Raw genomic sequence first — 15,838 nt, 5'->3', positions numbered from 1 at the left:
CCAAGGTCTATTGTTCTCACATGTTCCATTTTGAGGAGGGTAATTTCAAATGAAGGAAATTTTCTTTGCAGGCGGCTGTTTCTGGGGCGTCGAGGAATTTTTTTCGAGAATTGACGGCGTCGAGGACACCGAAGTCGGCTATGCCAACGGCATCACTGAAGATCCTGACTATAAGCAGGTCTGCACCGGCAAGACTGGATTCGCTGAAGCCTGCCAAATCAAATATGATCCTGAAGTCATCAGCCTGGACGCTTTGCTCGACAAACTGTTCAGCGTCATTGACCCGACCCTGATCGACAGACAGGGACCGGATATTGGCAATCAGTACCGCACAGGCGTTTACTATGTAGACGAGGCTGACCGACCGGTCATCGAAGCTTATTTTGAAAAGGTCCGGCCTAACTACGATCTGCCAATTCGGACAGAACTCGAACCACTCAAAAATTTTTACGAAGCAGAAGAGTACCACCAGGACTATCTGAAAAAGAATCCCGGCGGCTATTGCCATATCAAGCTTGACTGATCAAGTCGCTGAACGGAGTGAGCTCCAATGGATCTAAAAGAACTTCACTATTTCCACATTGATGCCTTTACGGAGACGCCGTTCGCCGGCAGCCCCACCGGGGTCATTTTGCTGGAGGAGGCGCTTTCCGAAGAAACCATGCAGATGATCGCTTCGGAGCTGAACCATTCCGAGACTGCTTTTGTCATCCGTCAGCCGGGGGAAGCCATGCGGCATCAGTGTGCCTTTTATGCGCTGCGCTGGTTCACACCGGAAACGGAGGTCCATTTCTCGGGGTCTGCGACCCTCGCGGCGGCAAAAGTGATTCAGCAGGAGCTGGGCGTCAGTGCGCCCTGCATTGTGTTTAAGACGATCATCGGCGAAATCTTAACAAAAATATTAGGGGATTACATTACCATCACCCTGCCGGTGGATGATTACGAAGCGCTGGATCCCTCTGAGCAGGTGCTCTGGTACCTGGGCATCAACAATTATCAGCGGGCTGTTTACAGCCGCAATCTCAAGAAGCTGATCATCGAGGTGGATGACGAGCTGGCGCTGTCGCGGATCAAGCCTGACTTCAACAAACTGCGCGGCATCGACCTTGATTTTGACCTGGGCGGCCTGTGCATCACTTGCAGGAGCTCGAACCCGGAGGATTATGACTTTGCCTCCAGGTACTTCAATCCGTGGATTGGGGTGGATGAGGATTCCATTACCGGTTCCATTCACACGGTTCTGGCGCTGTACTGGTCCCGTGAGCTCGAGAAAAAACACCTCGTCGCCGTGCAGGCGTCAAAGCGCGGGGGCCGCTTGATTCTCGATCTGCTCGACAATGGCACCGTTGACATCTCCGGCCGCGCCTATGTCGCCATTGAGGGCAGGATCCGTCTGCCAATGTGAAAAATTGAAAAGTTTAAAATAAATAAAGCCACTGAGTTAAAGCGTTTGCCGATGGTCAACTTCCCCGGCACCCTCTCAAGCTCAGCGGCTTTTTTAGTTTTGCAAGTTTATTGCAGGTCTGACCCCGTCTGCTGGCTCTGGCGTCCGAATGCTACCATGAATGAGAGCGCCGACAATGCAATGGAGATTGGAATCACCCAGTAGCCTGTTCCAATACCGACCCAATCCGTCACGCCGCCAATCAGAAGACTCGTGATGAGGGTCATCAGGTTGCCGGCCGTCGACACCAGCGCGATGGCCGTCGCACGAAATTGTCCGAAGTCGCGGGCCAGGATTATGGTGACCATCGGAAACACTAAAGAATAAAAGAAGCCCGAGCCGGCGATCAAGTACAGTCCGGCTTTACCCAGAAGCATCCCGCCGATATAAAGGACTGACGCGCAGGCGGTGAACACCACGACGCTGCGCACGTACCCCAGCTTCTCCGCGATCACCCCACCAAGGAGTCTGCCGATGGTAAACAGTCCAAAAAACACCGCACTGATTTCACCGGCCTTGTCTTCAGCAAAGCTGTAAATAGTTTTGAGGTAATAGACGATCCAGTTGGCGGTCTGCAGCTCGGACGCCACGTAGAAGCCGACACCCAGGGCGAGCAGCGCCAGATAGGCTTTGTGGGGAAGGGCGCTTAGCTGAACTCTCGCGGCGCCGGTCACAGCGTTCGGTTCTCTCATAAAAAAGGTGAGGGCAGAAGTGACAAAGAATAGGACGCCGACCAATTGGAAAAGATCGACCCAGTCATAGCCGCGGGACACCAGCTCACCGCCGGCCCGCTGGCTGAAGGTCAGACCCAGTCCAAAAAAGAAATGGACGAGATTGACCAGGATAGCAGGGTAGCGGACCTGGATCACGGTGGCCATGGTATTCAGTGAGATAATGAGCAGGGAGACGCAAAATTGAATGAGGCTGTAGCCTATAACGAAAAGGGTATAGCTTCGAATTTGCGAAACGGCTAGAAAAAGCACGCCGTTCAGCAGTTGGGAAATGAGAATTATTTTTTTCAGTCCAAAGCGTTCGCCCCACTGGCTGCCAAAATAAATGGCGAACACGCTGAAAAAGGTCGTGGCTGTAAAGAGCATGCCAATCTGCCCGTCCGTCACTCCAAAGCTGTCTATGAAGTTGGGCACCAGGATGCCGCGAATGCCGGTGGATATGGCGAGCCCGAAGATCGACACAAAGGCGACCAGGATCATCCATTTTTTGTTGGTTTTCAAAAGGGGGATACCTCCGTGTAAAGAATGGGTGGTGCGTTCAAGTGCTGGGAAAATGCCGATTGTGCTTTGCAGGCTGCGGATTGCGCCTATCGACGCCGATCAAAGCCTGTCGACTCCGTCGTAGATATGAGTGGGTCTGACCCCGCATGATCCACCTTAAGTCCATAGTAAGTTTTTCTGCTGCCGGCGTCAAAGACATTTATCCCATATTTCCAGTTCAATGATTTTTCGGATTTTAATATTCCGTGTTTATTTTTTATTGAGAAAAGGGTATGAATGCCCTAAGAGGTGATCACATGAGCGCGCTTAGAAAACCCATTAAAATCAGCAAAAGCGAAAGCAGATCCAGGGATGTCACCGTTCAGCTTTTTAATCTGAATATCCTCAGCCACAATCAGGGACCGGCCTTTGCCGTGCTGCTGAAAATTGCCGCACTGACGGCGTTCGCGTACACCGTCAGCAGATTCATTAACGGCGAACCGCTGTTCAAAAAACAAGCCTAAAGGAGTGACATGCATGTTAGTCGTGAGAAAAAATAAATATGAAGAACTGGAAAAACTAAGACGTAAAACGAATGCCATCCGCTTGGTAGAAGGCCTGTTGCTTGGGCTGGCCATTGGCGCTTTAATCGCATTTCTCCTGACACCTTGGGACGGCAAGCGCAGCCGCAGTTACGTCAAGGGCCAGTTTGGCGGCCTCAGAGAAAAATGCCGCAGCCTGTGGAGTGGCTGCAGCTGGTGTGGCTGTGGCGCCTGTGACGAAGTCGAAGAAAATGAAGATCCACTCGAAGGATTTTATGACGATTAAACAGGTTTGGCAAGGTTAGCAACCCTTGAGCGTCGACGACCCCAATCCGCAAGTATTGAGTTTCCAGCGGCACATACTGCCGCTTTCTTTTTGCGGGCGGGTGACCATCGGCAAAAATAAAAAAAGAGAGGTGGATGCCAAGTTATGAAATATAATCATTCTATTGTTATTGACCGATCCAGAGGCAGGGTCCTTGAACTCATGATGGCCACCGAGCACATGCCTAAATGGCAGCGCGGTCTGACAACTGTCGAGCCTGTGGTCGGCGAACCCTTCACCCATGGTGCCAAGACGCGCCTCGTTTTCGACACCGGCAAAAAGACCCTGGAAATGACAGAAACCCTGGTAGACATGCGTCTGCCGGACGCCTTTACGGCCGTCTACGAGACCGACGAGCTCTGGAATCGGGTCACAAACCTATTTTCAGAAGTCGAAGGCAAAACTGTCTGGACCACCGAAAGCGAGTTTAATTTCAGCGGTCTCATGCGGTACCTTGGTCCGCTCATGAAAAAATCCTTCATGAAGCGCACCGAGTACGAAATGGCCCGATTCAAAGAATTTGTCGAGGGTTCTGACCAGCTTTAGTGCGGAGTCCCAGAACTCAAGCAAGGCTTAAAATAATAAAAATTTTTGCCGATGGACGTTTAACCCCCAACCCTTCACCCACCAAAAACATCAAGCAACGGGAGTGGTGCCAGTGGAACTTTACAAAAAATCTCGCCAACCGCTGAAATATCTGAACCTCATTTTTTACGCCGCCACGCTGGCGGTCAACGCACTCGCCAACATCCTGCCATTCAACGGGCTGACGACGGGGGAAGTATCGGACTCATTCCGCAATTTATTCGCCCCTGCACCCATTACATTTTCAATCTGGGGCGTCATTTATCTGCTGCTCGGATTTTTCGTGATCTACCAGATGGGGTGGACCACGGGCGCAAAGCGGAGCGTTTCAAAGGTTACCTCGGATCTGGGAGCTCTGTTCATCATTGCCTCTGCGGCCAACATGGCCTGGATTTACTTCTGGCATTACCAGGAACTGGCACTGACGATACTTTTCATGCTGGTGCTTCTGGTTTCTCTGATTGGAATCTATTTCAAACTTAAGGACACACGGCGGGAACGCTCGGGGATGCAGTCCATTATTGTGGACCTTCCATTCTCCATCTATTTAGGCTGGGTCAGCGTCGCAACTATAGCGAACTTCGCCGCATTCTTTGTCAGTATTGAGTGGGACGCCTTTGGCTTGTCGCCTGAGGTTTGGACGGTTATTGTCATGGCGGTTGCAGTGGTGCTTGGATTGTTGTCTTTGTACAAGAACCGCGATTACGCGTACGCTTTAGTTGTGGTATGGGCCTTTGTGGGGATCTACCTCCAGCACAGGGACTACTGGGCGGGGCAGTACCCCATGATTCAGTACACTGCAATGATAGGTATTGGGGTCTTGGTTCTCTTTGGACTTTTCACGGCTTCAGGAGTTGGTTTGGTGCGGCGAGGCCGTGGTAGCGCCAGACGGTATTGAAGACTTTTTAAGGGCTAATTTGGGGAAGATTAGTTTTGAATGGTAAAAAGTAAGGCCGCTTGTCATGGCCTGAGGTCGGTTCCCGACTTCAGGCGTGCCAAGTGGCCTTACTTTTCTTTTTTGGAAGAATGATGAATCTTTCATTTGTCGAAGATCGTCAAATTTTCGCTGCCCAAATCCTTGTACTCAATGCCCATATAGAAGTAATTTCCCAGGTCGGGAAAGTAGCATTCAAGGCCGGTGTGACCAATCGAAAAGTTGACGTTGGCGATCTGATCTTCCTGGATGGCAGGGTAGCCGTACTGGATGGCTTGCTTATTGTACGCATTGGTTAGCAGTGCTTTATAGTCGACACCGGGTGCGAAACAGCTTTCGAGTGTGACCCGGCGACCATCGGCCTCATAACTGGCGAAGAAGGATGGATTGGTCGTCAGGTCGAGGGGCAGATCCCCGCGAATGGAGAAAATAACCTCTCCGGAATTTGCAGGTCTGACCCCGTCTGACACATCGGAATTTGCAGGTCTGACCCCGTCTGACACATCGGAATTTGCAGGTCTGCGGCTGTGCCTATCGACCCCGTCTGACATGCAGTTGGTATAAACAGAGTGGCGGAGGGTGTAAAAGGGGCCTACATCAGTGATGTCCAGTGCAATCTCAGCAAAAGGCTCTTCACCGGGGCTAAGCTTTTTGTTGGGTGTCAGGGTTTGTAGGAAGTTTCTGCTCTCCGCGAGGGTCATTTCGGCCAGGGCTTGGATGGCGGGTGGAAGTTCATTGGGATAACGGAAATGCAGGTAGGCTCTGACTGCGTTGTTTTCGACGGTTTCCTCTCCGGCGGTTATCTGCTGAGTGAAGAAGGTGTCAGACTGGACGAATTGCTGATTTCTGGCGCCTGATTTGAGATAAAGGTTGGAGCTGGGACCATCGGCAAAGCGCTCTTTAATGGCCAGCTCGCCTTCGAAAAGGTGGAATGGGAGGGTGATTTGGGCGGGGTAGAAGCCGGTGTCAAAGGCCGGGGTCTGGTGGTCGAAAATGATGACGATGCCGCTCGGCTGAAGATAATACTTCTGATTGGCCTCAAGACCCTTGAAAGAGGCGGTCAGCCTTGGAAACCAGTACAGTCCATTTTCGAAGCCCGGCTCTTCGTCAGAGTGCTGGCTGCTCAGCATAGTGGCCACCTCGTCGTTGATGCGGTTCATAGCAGCTTCGGGGTTGGCAAAGAGAGCGGGAAGCGGAATGTAATTGCCGTTGTGCAGATCGTAATTGCGGGTCTCCATGCGGCTGACGTATTCGGACCGGTCGCCCATGGTATAGGATTGATCCGTGTAGACAGCGACAGAAAGGAGGTTTTCAAAATTGAAGGCGGAGGTGGCGTTCAGGTTCGATGTCACCGGCTGGGTGCCTGGAGGGATGCGCTGGTAAATGCCGCGGTAGGGTGGCAGGCCAGCTTCGTCCAGGGCTGTGTAGAGGCGGGTGAGGTCTTGGTTGATGGCGTCCTGGAGGCTTTGGTCTTTTAGACCTTCGATAGTGAACGTATTTTGCCAGAGCACGCCCGGAACGTCCTGCTGCGAGAGGACGAAGGTGATTGGGTTTTCAGAGAGCGTTTCTAGTTTCGATGGATTCAGGATGGTAATAAGGCTAGCCAGGTCGGATTGAGGGGCGGGCTCGAGGGGATCGTGGTTAATGTTTGAGGCCGCGTTAGGTGTTTGGATTTCTGGAGTTGATACTGCTGGACTTCCGGGTGGCGCTTCCTGTTTGTTTGAGAGGTTTGAGCAGCCTGATATCAGCAGCGAGGTGATTAGAAGGATCGTTAAGAGAAGTCGTGTTTGGTTTAATCCCAAATGTGTTCTACTTGATCCGAACATAGCCCATCTCCTCCGCGAGGGTCTGACCCCCATCCGATAGCAGCCAGCTGACCACTTGTCTGGCCGGACTGTTCACTGGCTCGTCGCTTCGCATGACAGCGTAGTAGGCGGTGGTGTATGGGTAGGCGCCCGAGGTAATGCTTTCCGGTGTTGGGGCAATGCCATCCACTTCGAGTAGCTTTATGTTTTCAGCGCCCCACATGTCCATGACAAAATAATAGTAGGAATAGCCAATGGCACCTTCGCCGTTTTCAAAGCTGGCTACCGCGTCAATCAGCATACCCATCTCTGCCACCACTTGCTCCATGGGTGGATCCATGGGCTTGAGTACCGCCCCATCTGGTGTCAGACCTGACATGACCATGTCAAGAAAACCCGTCTGACTGCCAGAGTTGACCGGGCGCTGGTAGGGGATAATGTCGAGGTCTCTTCCGCCAACCTCGCTCCAATTGGTAATCTTACCGGTGTAAATGTTTTGGAGCTCAGCCGGGGTCAGACCTGCAATGGGATTATCCGCATTCACCAGGAACACAAAGGCCTCGCTGACGACCGGAATAATTTCAAACTCCACTCCGGCGGCTTTGGCCAGATCAAGTTCCTCTTCCGAAGGGGCGGTGACGAAGATGAGGTCCGTATTTTTATCTATGAGGTTGACATATGCCTGGTGGGTTTTGTTATGTAAAATGTACGGTCGTACTTCTTCAGGAGACATGTCCATCAAGCGGGCGGCCAAGGCTTCGGAAATGGGGATCGTCACTGTGGAACCATCCACCCTGGGGTATGTTTCAGGCGTGAAGGAGGGGGCGTCGTCTGAGTAGGTCTGACCCCCATTGTTCACTTCTTCACCCGACTGGGTCTGACCCCCGTTGTCCACTTGAGACCCACCATTCTCCGCTTCGCGGCTGCAGCCAGCACCAACCACCATAATGACAAGGATCATCACGAGAATTGTGACCACTCTGCGCAGCGGTTTACTTTCTTTACCTGGACAATTGCAGCTAGTCGTCTCTTTCTTAACCATTTCTTCTGGCATGATCAGCGCCTCCTGAGAATTGGAATTTAAAGGTAAATGAAACTATTAACATATTAGGACCAACTAACCTTAATTGTGAATGGTTTATCCAACTCGACTATATCACTTTGAATTTCCAATTGTTATTAAAGAATTATTAAACGATCGCAGCCCAACTGCAAAAAAAAGCTAAAATATCAACCACTTCAGCAACCTCAACAAACAGGCCAAACTGCTTCAATCCAATTTTCTCATCCAATCCACTGCATACTCATCCAGTGCAAGGGTATGATCTTCTTAGATAAACACATACACTAGATTACTAATCATCCAGACAAAATATACCATCCGTCTGCTCACTCATCTACTCACCCAGCAACTCATACTTCCACCACCAAGGAGGCAACCTCCATGCTGAATCCATCCATCCCATGGGAAAACGCCATCAGAACGCGACGCTCCGTCCGAAACTACAAGCTCGAGCCCCTCAGAAAAGAACATAATGAAGCCCTTTCACCATTCATCCAGACCCTCACCGTCCCGTTCCAGCACGACATTGAGTGCCGTTTCTTCAAGGCGGACCCCACCAAAAAACTCTACTTCAGCATAACCTCGCCACCGGACAACCTGGCCTTCCTTGCCTCAACAGACATTTTATCCATAAGTAAAGTCGGCTTTCTGGGAGAGCTCATCGTCATCTACGCCAACAGTCTCGGCATTTCCACCTGCTGGTACGGCCACTATCACCTGGAAGAGCTCCAGCGCCTGATGCCGCACCTGCCGGCCCCAGACTGTCTCAAGACCTCCAACATGGGCTTTGGCTACTCAAAAGGAGAAACTGTCGAAGGCCGTCGCGCCATCTGCGTCACTCCTTTGGGTTATCACGACACCACTGGCCTCAGACTCGTCGACCGCATAACCGAAACTTTCATCAGTTATAAGCGAAAGCCCCTCGAAGAGCTTCTTATTCAGCCCATTACCCTTTCAACCTTAAGCGACCCACTCCGCTATGCCCTGGATCTCGCGCGTCTCGCGCCTTCCGCTGCCAACAGCCAGCACTGGCGTTTTGAAATCTCCGAAGACCAATCCACTGTTAAAATCGCCATGCCTCCCGGCTATAAACACCTCAAGTGGGAACACCCCAACGTAGACATTGGAATCTGCGCCGCCCATTTTTGGGTCGGACTGAACTTGCTAGGTCTGACCCCGTCCGTCTCAACCCCGTCCATCTCACTTTCCCTGGAGGAGGGCAGGGCGGTCTGGACTTTCAAATTGTGATGGATTAAATAACCACCAGCAGCAGGTGTCTCCAGGAACCTGCATTTTTTCTTGGGCAGGGAATGGGGGAGGGAGGGGTGACCATCGGCAAAATTTTTAAGCTTTGACCAAACCAATAGGTGAGTTAAACGCCAAGACCATGAAAATTACTTATTGATCCCCATTCTCAATTCAAACTTTCAATTTCACGGTTTTAAGCGCACCCTGTAAACTGTATGGGAGCGCTTTTTATAAAATGATGCGCGACAGCACTTACATAGCACCAAGGACAAAAATCATACAACCTACTCCACCCAAACCAAGGAGGCACTTCAATGTCAGAACGCAACACGCTCCCAGAGATCTTTGAAAGCTTTGCCGATGCTCGCAAAACCGGCTTCCTCGCCGCCAAAGCGGTGAAAGACGCCGGCAAAAATCTCGTTGGCTACTACTGCACCTTCACCCCCGTGGAAGTCATCATGGCTGCCGGCGCCGTCCCGGTCGGACTCTGCGCCACCAGCGACGAAACCATCCCGGAATCCGAAAAGGTCCTGCCCCGCAACCTTTGCCCGCTGGTCAAATCCAGCTATGGCTTCGCCGTCACGGACAAATGCCCGTACTTCTACTTTTCTGACCTGATTGTCGGCGAAACCACCTGCGACGGCAAAAAGAAAATGTATGAGCTCCTCGAAGAGGTTAAACCTACCCACATCCTCCAGTTGCCAAATGAGTCCAAATCTCAGAGATCCTTTGAGTATTTCCGGGAGGAAGTTCAAGGGCTAAGAGAGCGGCTTGAAAAGGAATTCAGCGTGACGATCACGGATGAGGACCTCAAGAAGGCGATTCGACTTAAAAACCGTCAAAGGGAAACACTCAAAGAATTTTACAATCTCATGAGTCTCACACCGCCACCGGTCAGCGGCCTCGACATCCACAAAGCCCTTTACGGCTCTGAATTCAAATTTGACAAAGAAGCGCAAATTGCAGAAATGCAGGCGCTCACGAAACAAATTTACGAAACTTATAAAACTGAGGGCAGCAAGGTCTCTGAAACCGCTCCAAGAATTCTCATCACAGGGTGCCCAATTGCCGGCGCTACGGAAAAGATCATCACCGCAATTGAGGAAAATGGCGGTGTCGTCGTTACTTATGAGAACTGCTTTGGCACCAAGGCGGTCGAGGAAATGATTGATGAGACCCTCGACCCCATCGACGGCATTGCCCGCAAATATCTCAACACACCTTGCTCGGTCATGTCCAACAACCGGGACCGTCTTGACAAACTCAGCGAGCTGATTACACGCTTCAAGGTGGACGGCGTTGTCGATGTCGTGCTGCAAGCCTGCCATACTTATAATATTGAAGGCTTCTCCGTAAAGCGCCACGTCAAGGAACAGCATGACCTGCCGTATATATCCATCGAAACCGATTATGCGTCTTCAGATGCCGGTCAGCTTAAAACACGTCTCGGCGCGTTTATTGAAATGCTGTAGTCGACAAAATAAGCACCCCCGAAAGGAATCTCACTATGATCCATATGGGCATTGACATTGGGTCGGTCTGCGCGAAAGGCGCCATTCTTTGCGACGACCGCCTGGAAAAAGTTATCCTTCCAACAGGATGGAATATTAAAGAAACTGCATCCCTTCTCAAAAGTGCATTGCTCTCCAGCGCAGGCGCCACTGACGAAGAAGTGGCAAGGGTGGTCGCGACGGGCTACGGTCGCGTATCCATCCCGTATGCGGACAAAAAAGTCACCGAAATCACATGCCACGCCCGCGGCGCCGTGTACCTCAATCCGAGCGCCAGGACCATCGTCGACATAGGCGGTCAGGACAGCAAAGTCATCTCAATAGATGCCGATGGTCGCGTTCAGGACTTCGTCATGAACGACAAATGCGCAGCGGGGACCGGCAGATTTCTTCAAGTCATGGCCCACGTCCTGGAAGTCGAGGTGGATGAGCTCGACCACCTCGCGCGCCGGGGCGAGGCGGTCACCATCAACGCCATGTGCACTGTCTTCGCGGAGAGCGAAATAATTTCGCTGTTGGCTCAGGGGACTGAGAAAGGGGCGATTGCCGCAGGGATTTTGAGCTCCATCTCCCAGCGCGTTCAGCACCTTTCCAGCAGAATCTCCGTCCAGGATCAACTCCTGTTTACCGGCGGTGTTTCCAATTCGAACGTTCTGAGGCACATGCTCTCTGAAAAGCTGAATCTTGAGGTCCATCACCACCCTGATGCCCAGTTCGCCGGCGCCATAGGCGCGGCTTTGCTGGCGCGGGAACTCTGCGACTGACAGCGTACAATTTGAGAAATGTTACAAAAATATTGCGGTGCCTGACCCCAAGTTCGGTTGAGTGACAGGCACCGCTTTGTTTTTTGTACCAGACCTTAGATCAGCATTATGGTCAGGCTTCGTCTTCCATCGGCAAGTCCTCCTCAATGCTCTCGACAGGCACCGTCACAATTTGCTATACTGTTCTCAAATAATACCTCGACAAACCACCACCCAACCGGAACAGGGGGCAGTCTATGTTTGGCAAAAAAGGCGACAACCGCTTCGAAACCATCTATTCCCAGGGCAAGATCAGCGTTTCCCGGATCATCGTTGACAGAGAAACCGGCGTCAACTACCTTTTTGTATCCGATGGTTCCGCCGCCGGCCTCACCCTCCTGGTAGACCGCGAAGGCAAACCCGTCATTTCGCGCATTGAAGACAACACCCGCCTTTAACACCCGCCTTTACACCCGCTGCACATAATTCAATTTCCAGTACCCATCAAGGCCGTAGACCACTGCGGCCTTTTATAGTATCCACCTTTATTAAAGAAAGGCAGGTGAACTATGACCCCGCGAAACTATGTCACCATCGACCGCCATTACCTCTATAACCGCCAGCGCGGCGCCTGCTTCTTCTGCGGTAAGCCCCTCAAAATGGGCACCCTCAGCGTCGACCATTACCTCCCGAAGAGTGCCGGCGGCACCAACGACGTCTTTAACCTTGTCGCCTCCTGCAAGTCCTGCAACGCCGAAAAACTAAATACTTTGCCGATGGACGTCGAATCCCAACACATCACATGGTTCATCCAGGCCTACGACGACCATCACATCCTCACCAAGTCCAGCATCACGATCCCTAAAGACACTCTGAGCGAATGGGTTCACAGCATTCACCGCTCATATCCCAGCGGCGACTTCACTGTCTTCGAATCCCCAGGCCACCGCTTTTACGTTCGCATGAACCAGATCGAAAAAATCATTGCCTTTCACCAAACTGATTTGGCGGAGTAGGTTCATTGGACGACTGGGTAATGGACGAGCGGGTTGAGTGGGTCTGACCCCGTCTGATCATCTTAGCAGGTCTGACCCCGCATGTCCGAACCAACGGGTCTGACCCCGTCTGATCACCCCGTCTGATCACTTTCCGCAAATCAAAATTACTTCTTCAGTTTTCGGAAGTTATCTGTTACAAAATGTATTACACTGACATTAGACAATTTTCCTAAAAATCATCACTCAACCAGAAACACATTCAATAAATATCCCACTTCCAGGAGGCGATCATGATGCTGCAACTCAATTATTTCACCTATAAAACTCAGCTCGGCCCTGTGACAATAGCAGACAATGGCAATGCCATCACCCATCTTCTGATCGGCGACCCCGCCACCGACTTCCTCAACTCAGTCAACGGTCATCTCAACGAAACACAACTGATCCGGCAAGCCCACCAGCAGCTGGAAGCCTACCTCAGCGGCACCCGCCAAACCTTCGATCTTCCCATCGCACCCACCGGCACCAATTTCCAGCAGCGGGTTTGGGAAGCCCTCAGACAAATTCCTTTTGGTTCCACCCAATCCTATGCCGATATAGCCAAAAACATAGGCAGCCCCAGCGCCTCCAGGGCAGTAGGGACCGCCTGCGGCCGCAATCCCATCCTCATTATCACCCCGTGCCACCGCGTTATTGGCAAAAGCGGCAAACTCACCGGCTTTGCTGCTGGCCTCGACGTCAAAACAGCCTTGCTCCAATTGGAGAAAGTCCTTCCCGCAGAATCTGCCCATGATCCCAGCTAACTTGAATATCAATCTACCCAACAACCCAGCCTATCTCCCGTACCCGGACCACGCTCTGGATCACCTGACCGCACGAGACCCCGCTCTCGGCCGCGCCGTCCTTCAATTTGGCCGCCTGGAACGCCTCGTGGCCAAGGATCCCTTCACCGCCCTCGCCAGCGCCATCACCGGCCAGCTCATTTCCACCAAAGCCTATGATGCCATCTGGGGCCGCCTCAAGGACCACCTCCAGACAGTCACGCCTCGATCCGTCTATGACGCCGGCCACGAAGCCCTTCGCACCTGCGGTCTCACCCAAAGTAAAGCCACCGCACTCCACCAGGCTGCCGCGGCCATCCTTTCCGGCGCCTTCGACCTGAACGCCGCCGCGACCATGGACGACGAGGCCGCCATTCATCACCTCAGTTCTTTAAAAGGCATTGGCCGATGGTCATCCGAAATCACCCTCATCCACGGCTTCCTCCGTCTCAACATCCTCAGCTATGGTGACGCTGCCATCCGACGCGGTATGTGCAATGTGTATGGTGTGCCGACCATCGGCAAAGATTTTTTCGAAACCTGTAAAACCGCCTATTCGCCCTATGGTTCGGTAGCGTCCATCTATTTATGGAAATCTGCATTTTCAGAAATATTGTAGCCGCCTATTTCGAACAAAAATAATACCTGGAGGTCCTATGCTGACGCCTGCGCAAAGAGCCATGATCAAAGAATCAAATTCAATCCACGATGATCTCCAGAACCTCCTGAAGACCCTCGCCGAACCCGCCTATCAAAAGTTCGCCTCCGCGCTGCTGCCGGGGACGTCTAATCTCCTTGGCGTTCGGCTGCCGGTCCTGCGCCAGATCGCTGGCGACATCGCGAAAGGGGACTGGCCGAATTACCTCAGCATGCCCACTGACACCTACTTCGAGGAGACCATGCTGCAGGGCATGGTCATTGGACACGTCACAAAAAGAAACACACGGGGTCAGACCTACTCGTCTACAAAAGATGACACACGGGGTCAGACCTACTCGTCTCTCAAAGGTCTCGACTCGAATCAGACACACGGGGGCGATAGGCGCAAGCCGCAGACCCACTCCTATCTAAAAGCCTTCATCCCCAGAATTAACAATTGGTCCGTGTGCGACAGCTTCTGCGCCGGACTCAAATTTGTCAAAGAGAAGAGGGAAGAGACCTGGCCATTTCTCATGGACTGCCTGAAGTCCGACCAGGAGTTCGAATTTCGTTTTGGGGCGGTCATGCTCCTGAATCATTATCTAACCGATGATTGGATCGACGCCGTCCTGGATGCATATTATACCCACACTCACCAAGACTATTATGCGAAGATGGCCATCGCTTGGGGCCTTTCCCAGGCCTTCGCTTTTGACCCGCAGAAAACCTTAACCCAATTTGAACACCGGTGGGTAATAGGCTCAGCCACGATAGGAGAAGCAGCAACAGGCAAAGCTGCACATAGTACAAACACTACAGAAGCCGCCGAAGACCAGGATGTCTTCATCCGCCAAAAGACCTTCCAGAAAATCCTCGAATCCAACAAAGTCAGCCCCGAGCATAAAACCATCATCAAAGCCATGAAAGAAGGGGAGCCCCGTGGCTAAAAAAGAACTTCCAGACAAGGAATTGCATCCCACCCACCAGGACAAACTTGCCGCCGTCCTGAGCTCCGACCCGGCGTTCGATGGCCAATTTTTCTACGCCGTCAAATCCACCGGGATCTTCTGCCGCCCGTCCTGCAAATCCAAAAATCCAAAAGTCGAGAACATCGACTTCTTTGATACAAGTGATGACGCCCAACGCGCCGGCTATAGGCCCTGCAAACGCTGCCGGCCTGATCTGCTCACTTATGAACCCTACAAAGACAATGTCGAGGCGATCTATAACACCATCACCACCCATCTCTTGGATCAAGAGTCCCTGGCCGCCCTTATGAAAGCTTTGGGTGCCCACCAGGACCCTCTCAGATCCGCGTTCAAGGCACGTTATGGCAGCCTGCCATCGGCAATCATCACCCAAAAACGTCTCTCCCTAGCTGCCGATGGTCTCCTCACCACCACCAAGCCCATCCTCCAAATCGCCCTCGACTGCGGCTTTTCCAGCCAGTCCGCCTTCTACGACGCCTTCAAGCGCACTTACCACACCTCTCCAGGGAGATACAGGATACAGAACACAGAACGCTAATTCATAAGAGTTCATTTGAAGGTGTCCAGAAAGACACCTTTTTTAATTGATTTGAACAACCCATTATCAATGCCGGTGACGCGGACAACTTCTGAGTTAGTGACGCGGACGAGTTTCACTCTAGTGACGCGGACGGCTTTCAATTTGGTGACGCGGACAAGTTTCAACTCGGGGCCAGAGCTTCGTAATATTCCCGTAATATTCCGACCTCATTCCCCACCACATTGCTCGGCTTTGTACGTGAAAAAGTGCAAGAATTCTGCCGGAATTCCGCCCAGCGAGCCTTGACACAACCTTAACCACGTATTATACTTGATTTGAATTCCCACCTATAAACTCGGGATTGAATCATAACACAAACTTACAACACAAAAACCCGACATCATTTTGACAAGACAATTACATTGTACACAACTTAATTCACTTTCTCCAATAAGCACCA

18 protein-coding genes are annotated in these 15,838 nt (G+C 51.8%); 15 read left to right on the top strand and 3 right to left on the bottom strand.

From position 1 onward, the window contains the following. The first annotated feature begins 49 nt into the window (after window positions 1-49). Both msrA and AC4PHM_RS04415 read left to right on the top strand, forming a co-directional pair. A complete protein-coding gene (gene msrA, locus AC4PHM_RS04420) occupies window positions 50-523 on the top strand; it encodes a peptide-methionine (S)-S-oxide reductase MsrA (RefSeq protein WP_492019689.1) in 474 nt (157 codons plus the stop codon). Window positions 524-550: 27 nt separating this feature from the next. Continuing rightward, window positions 551-1,405, top strand: coding sequence for a PhzF family phenazine biosynthesis protein (locus AC4PHM_RS04415; protein WP_492019688.1), 855 nt, complete (start codon window positions 551-553; stop codon window positions 1,403-1,405). A gap of 107 nt (window positions 1,406-1,512) precedes the next feature. On the opposite strand, the gene AC4PHM_RS04410 is transcribed toward AC4PHM_RS04415, so the two are convergent. Continuing rightward, window positions 1,513-2,676 carry an MFS transporter gene (locus AC4PHM_RS04410; RefSeq protein WP_492019687.1) on the bottom strand — a complete coding sequence of 388 codons (1,164 nt, stop codon included), beginning with the start codon at window positions 2,674-2,676 and terminating at the stop codon, window positions 1,513-1,515. A 296-nt stretch (window positions 2,677-2,972) separates the two neighbouring features. Between AC4PHM_RS04410 and AC4PHM_RS04405 the strand changes: the two genes are divergently transcribed. From AC4PHM_RS04405 to AC4PHM_RS04390, 4 genes are all read left to right on the top strand, one after another. Continuing rightward, on the top strand, window positions 2,973-3,179 hold the full coding sequence (locus AC4PHM_RS04405) for a hypothetical protein (protein WP_492019686.1): 207 nt from the start codon (window positions 2,973-2,975) through the stop codon (window positions 3,177-3,179). A 13-nt stretch (window positions 3,180-3,192) separates the two neighbouring features. Beyond that, window positions 3,193-3,483 (top strand): hypothetical protein, encoded by a 291-nt coding sequence (locus AC4PHM_RS04400; protein ID WP_492019685.1) that lies wholly within the window; start codon window positions 3,193-3,195, stop codon window positions 3,481-3,483. A 144-nt stretch (window positions 3,484-3,627) separates the two neighbouring features. Further along, complete coding sequence (locus AC4PHM_RS04395) at window positions 3,628-4,068, top strand: SRPBCC family protein (protein WP_492019684.1); 441 nt, start codon at window positions 3,628-3,630, stop codon at window positions 4,066-4,068. 112 nt (window positions 4,069-4,180) lie between these two features. Next, window positions 4,181-5,005, top strand: a complete 825-nt coding sequence (locus AC4PHM_RS04390; RefSeq protein ID WP_492019683.1) for a TspO/MBR family protein — start codon at window positions 4,181-4,183, stop codon at window positions 5,003-5,005. 140 nt (window positions 5,006-5,145) lie between these two features. On the opposite strand, the gene AC4PHM_RS04385 is transcribed toward AC4PHM_RS04390, so the two are convergent. Continuing rightward, window positions 5,146-6,867, bottom strand: a complete 1,722-nt coding sequence (locus AC4PHM_RS04385; RefSeq protein WP_492019682.1) for an RsiV family protein — start codon at window positions 6,865-6,867, stop codon at window positions 5,146-5,148. Then, window positions 6,851-7,900: a PstS family phosphate ABC transporter substrate-binding protein gene (locus AC4PHM_RS04380; protein ID WP_492019681.1), complete on the bottom strand. Its 1,050-nt coding sequence runs from the start codon at window positions 7,898-7,900 to the stop codon at window positions 6,851-6,853. The genes AC4PHM_RS04385 and AC4PHM_RS04380 overlap by 17 nt, the downstream gene beginning before the upstream one ends. A 390-nt stretch (window positions 7,901-8,290) precedes the next feature. Between AC4PHM_RS04380 and AC4PHM_RS04375 the strand changes: the two genes are divergently transcribed. The 9 genes from AC4PHM_RS04375 (at window position 8,291) to AC4PHM_RS04335 (ending at window position 15,396) form a co-directional block, all read left to right on the top strand. Next, a complete protein-coding gene (locus tag AC4PHM_RS04375) occupies window positions 8,291-9,157 on the top strand; it encodes a nitroreductase family protein (RefSeq protein ID WP_492019680.1) in 867 nt (288 codons plus the stop codon). Between the two features lie 314 nt (window positions 9,158-9,471). Further along, on the top strand, window positions 9,472-10,629 hold the full coding sequence (locus AC4PHM_RS04370; protein WP_492019679.1) for a double-cubane-cluster-containing anaerobic reductase: 1,158 nt from the start codon (window positions 9,472-9,474) through the stop codon (window positions 10,627-10,629). Between the two features lie 35 nt (window positions 10,630-10,664). Continuing rightward, on the top strand, window positions 10,665-11,432 hold the full coding sequence (locus tag AC4PHM_RS04365; protein ID WP_492019678.1) for an acyl-CoA dehydratase activase: 768 nt from the start codon (window positions 10,665-10,667) through the stop codon (window positions 11,430-11,432). A 236-nt stretch (window positions 11,433-11,668) separates the two neighbouring features. Then, a complete protein-coding gene (locus AC4PHM_RS04360; protein ID WP_492019677.1) occupies window positions 11,669-11,869 on the top strand; it encodes a DUF6440 family protein in 201 nt (66 codons plus the stop codon). Between the two features lie 111 nt (window positions 11,870-11,980). After that, the gene (locus AC4PHM_RS04355; protein WP_492019676.1) at window positions 11,981-12,427 is read left to right on the top strand and encodes an HNH endonuclease; all 447 of its coding nucleotides are present in this window, start codon (window positions 11,981-11,983) and stop codon (window positions 12,425-12,427) included. 272 nt (window positions 12,428-12,699) lie between these two features. Then, window positions 12,700-13,212 carry a methylated-DNA--[protein]-cysteine S-methyltransferase gene (locus AC4PHM_RS04350; RefSeq protein ID WP_492019675.1) on the top strand — a complete coding sequence of 171 codons (513 nt, stop codon included), beginning with the start codon at window positions 12,700-12,702 and terminating at the stop codon, window positions 13,210-13,212. Continuing rightward, entirely contained in the window at window positions 13,199-13,849 is a 651-nt protein-coding gene (locus tag AC4PHM_RS04345) for a DNA-3-methyladenine glycosylase family protein (protein ID WP_492019674.1), read from the top strand. Before AC4PHM_RS04350 ends, AC4PHM_RS04345 begins: the two co-directional genes overlap by 14 nt. Before the next feature lie 37 nt (window positions 13,850-13,886). Continuing rightward, window positions 13,887-14,816, top strand: coding sequence for a DNA alkylation repair protein (locus AC4PHM_RS04340; protein ID WP_492019673.1), 930 nt, complete (start codon window positions 13,887-13,889; stop codon window positions 14,814-14,816). Continuing rightward, complete coding sequence (locus tag AC4PHM_RS04335; protein ID WP_492019672.1) at window positions 14,809-15,396, top strand: bifunctional transcriptional activator/DNA repair enzyme AdaA; 588 nt, start codon at window positions 14,809-14,811, stop codon at window positions 15,394-15,396. The genes AC4PHM_RS04340 and AC4PHM_RS04335 overlap by 8 nt, the downstream gene beginning before the upstream one ends. Window positions 15,397-15,838: the final 442 nt, after the last annotated feature.

This window comes from Acidaminobacter sp. QWL-03, from assembly GCF_058683855.1.
Note: the sequence above shows the minus strand (reverse complement) of the source record. Positions and strands in the feature narration are given on the sequence as shown.

Bases quoted from the DNA above. Each gene is read 5' to 3' on its own strand.
- msrA (WP_492019689.1), top strand. From the start codon at position 50: ATGAAGGAAATTTTCTTTGCAGGCGGCTGTTTCTGGGGCGTCGAGGAA.
- AC4PHM_RS04415 (WP_492019688.1), top strand. From the start codon at position 551: ATGGATCTAAAAGAACTTCACTATTTCCACATTGATGCCTTTACGGAG.
- AC4PHM_RS04405 (WP_492019686.1), top strand. From the start codon at position 2,973: ATGAGCGCGCTTAGAAAACCCATTAAAATCAGCAAAAGCGAAAGCAGA.
- AC4PHM_RS04400 (WP_492019685.1), top strand. From the start codon at position 3,193: ATGTTAGTCGTGAGAAAAAATAAATATGAAGAACTGGAAAAACTAAGA.
- AC4PHM_RS04395 (WP_492019684.1), top strand. From the start codon at position 3,628: ATGAAATATAATCATTCTATTGTTATTGACCGATCCAGAGGCAGGGTC.
- AC4PHM_RS04385 (WP_492019682.1), bottom strand. From the start codon at position 6,867: ATGTTCGGATCAAGTAGAACACATTTGGGATTAAACCAAACACGACTT.
- AC4PHM_RS04380 (WP_492019681.1), bottom strand. From the start codon at position 7,900: ATGCCAGAAGAAATGGTTAAGAAAGAGACGACTAGCTGCAATTGTCCA.
- AC4PHM_RS04375 (WP_492019680.1), top strand. From the start codon at position 8,291: ATGCTGAATCCATCCATCCCATGGGAAAACGCCATCAGAACGCGACGC.
- AC4PHM_RS04370 (WP_492019679.1), top strand. From the start codon at position 9,472: ATGTCAGAACGCAACACGCTCCCAGAGATCTTTGAAAGCTTTGCCGAT.
- AC4PHM_RS04365 (WP_492019678.1), top strand. From the start codon at position 10,665: ATGATCCATATGGGCATTGACATTGGGTCGGTCTGCGCGAAAGGCGCC.
- AC4PHM_RS04360 (WP_492019677.1), top strand. From the start codon at position 11,669: ATGTTTGGCAAAAAAGGCGACAACCGCTTCGAAACCATCTATTCCCAG.
- AC4PHM_RS04355 (WP_492019676.1), top strand. From the start codon at position 11,981: ATGACCCCGCGAAACTATGTCACCATCGACCGCCATTACCTCTATAAC.
- AC4PHM_RS04350 (WP_492019675.1), top strand. From the start codon at position 12,700: ATGATGCTGCAACTCAATTATTTCACCTATAAAACTCAGCTCGGCCCT.
- AC4PHM_RS04345 (WP_492019674.1), top strand. From the start codon at position 13,199: ATGATCCCAGCTAACTTGAATATCAATCTACCCAACAACCCAGCCTAT.
- AC4PHM_RS04340 (WP_492019673.1), top strand. From the start codon at position 13,887: ATGCTGACGCCTGCGCAAAGAGCCATGATCAAAGAATCAAATTCAATC.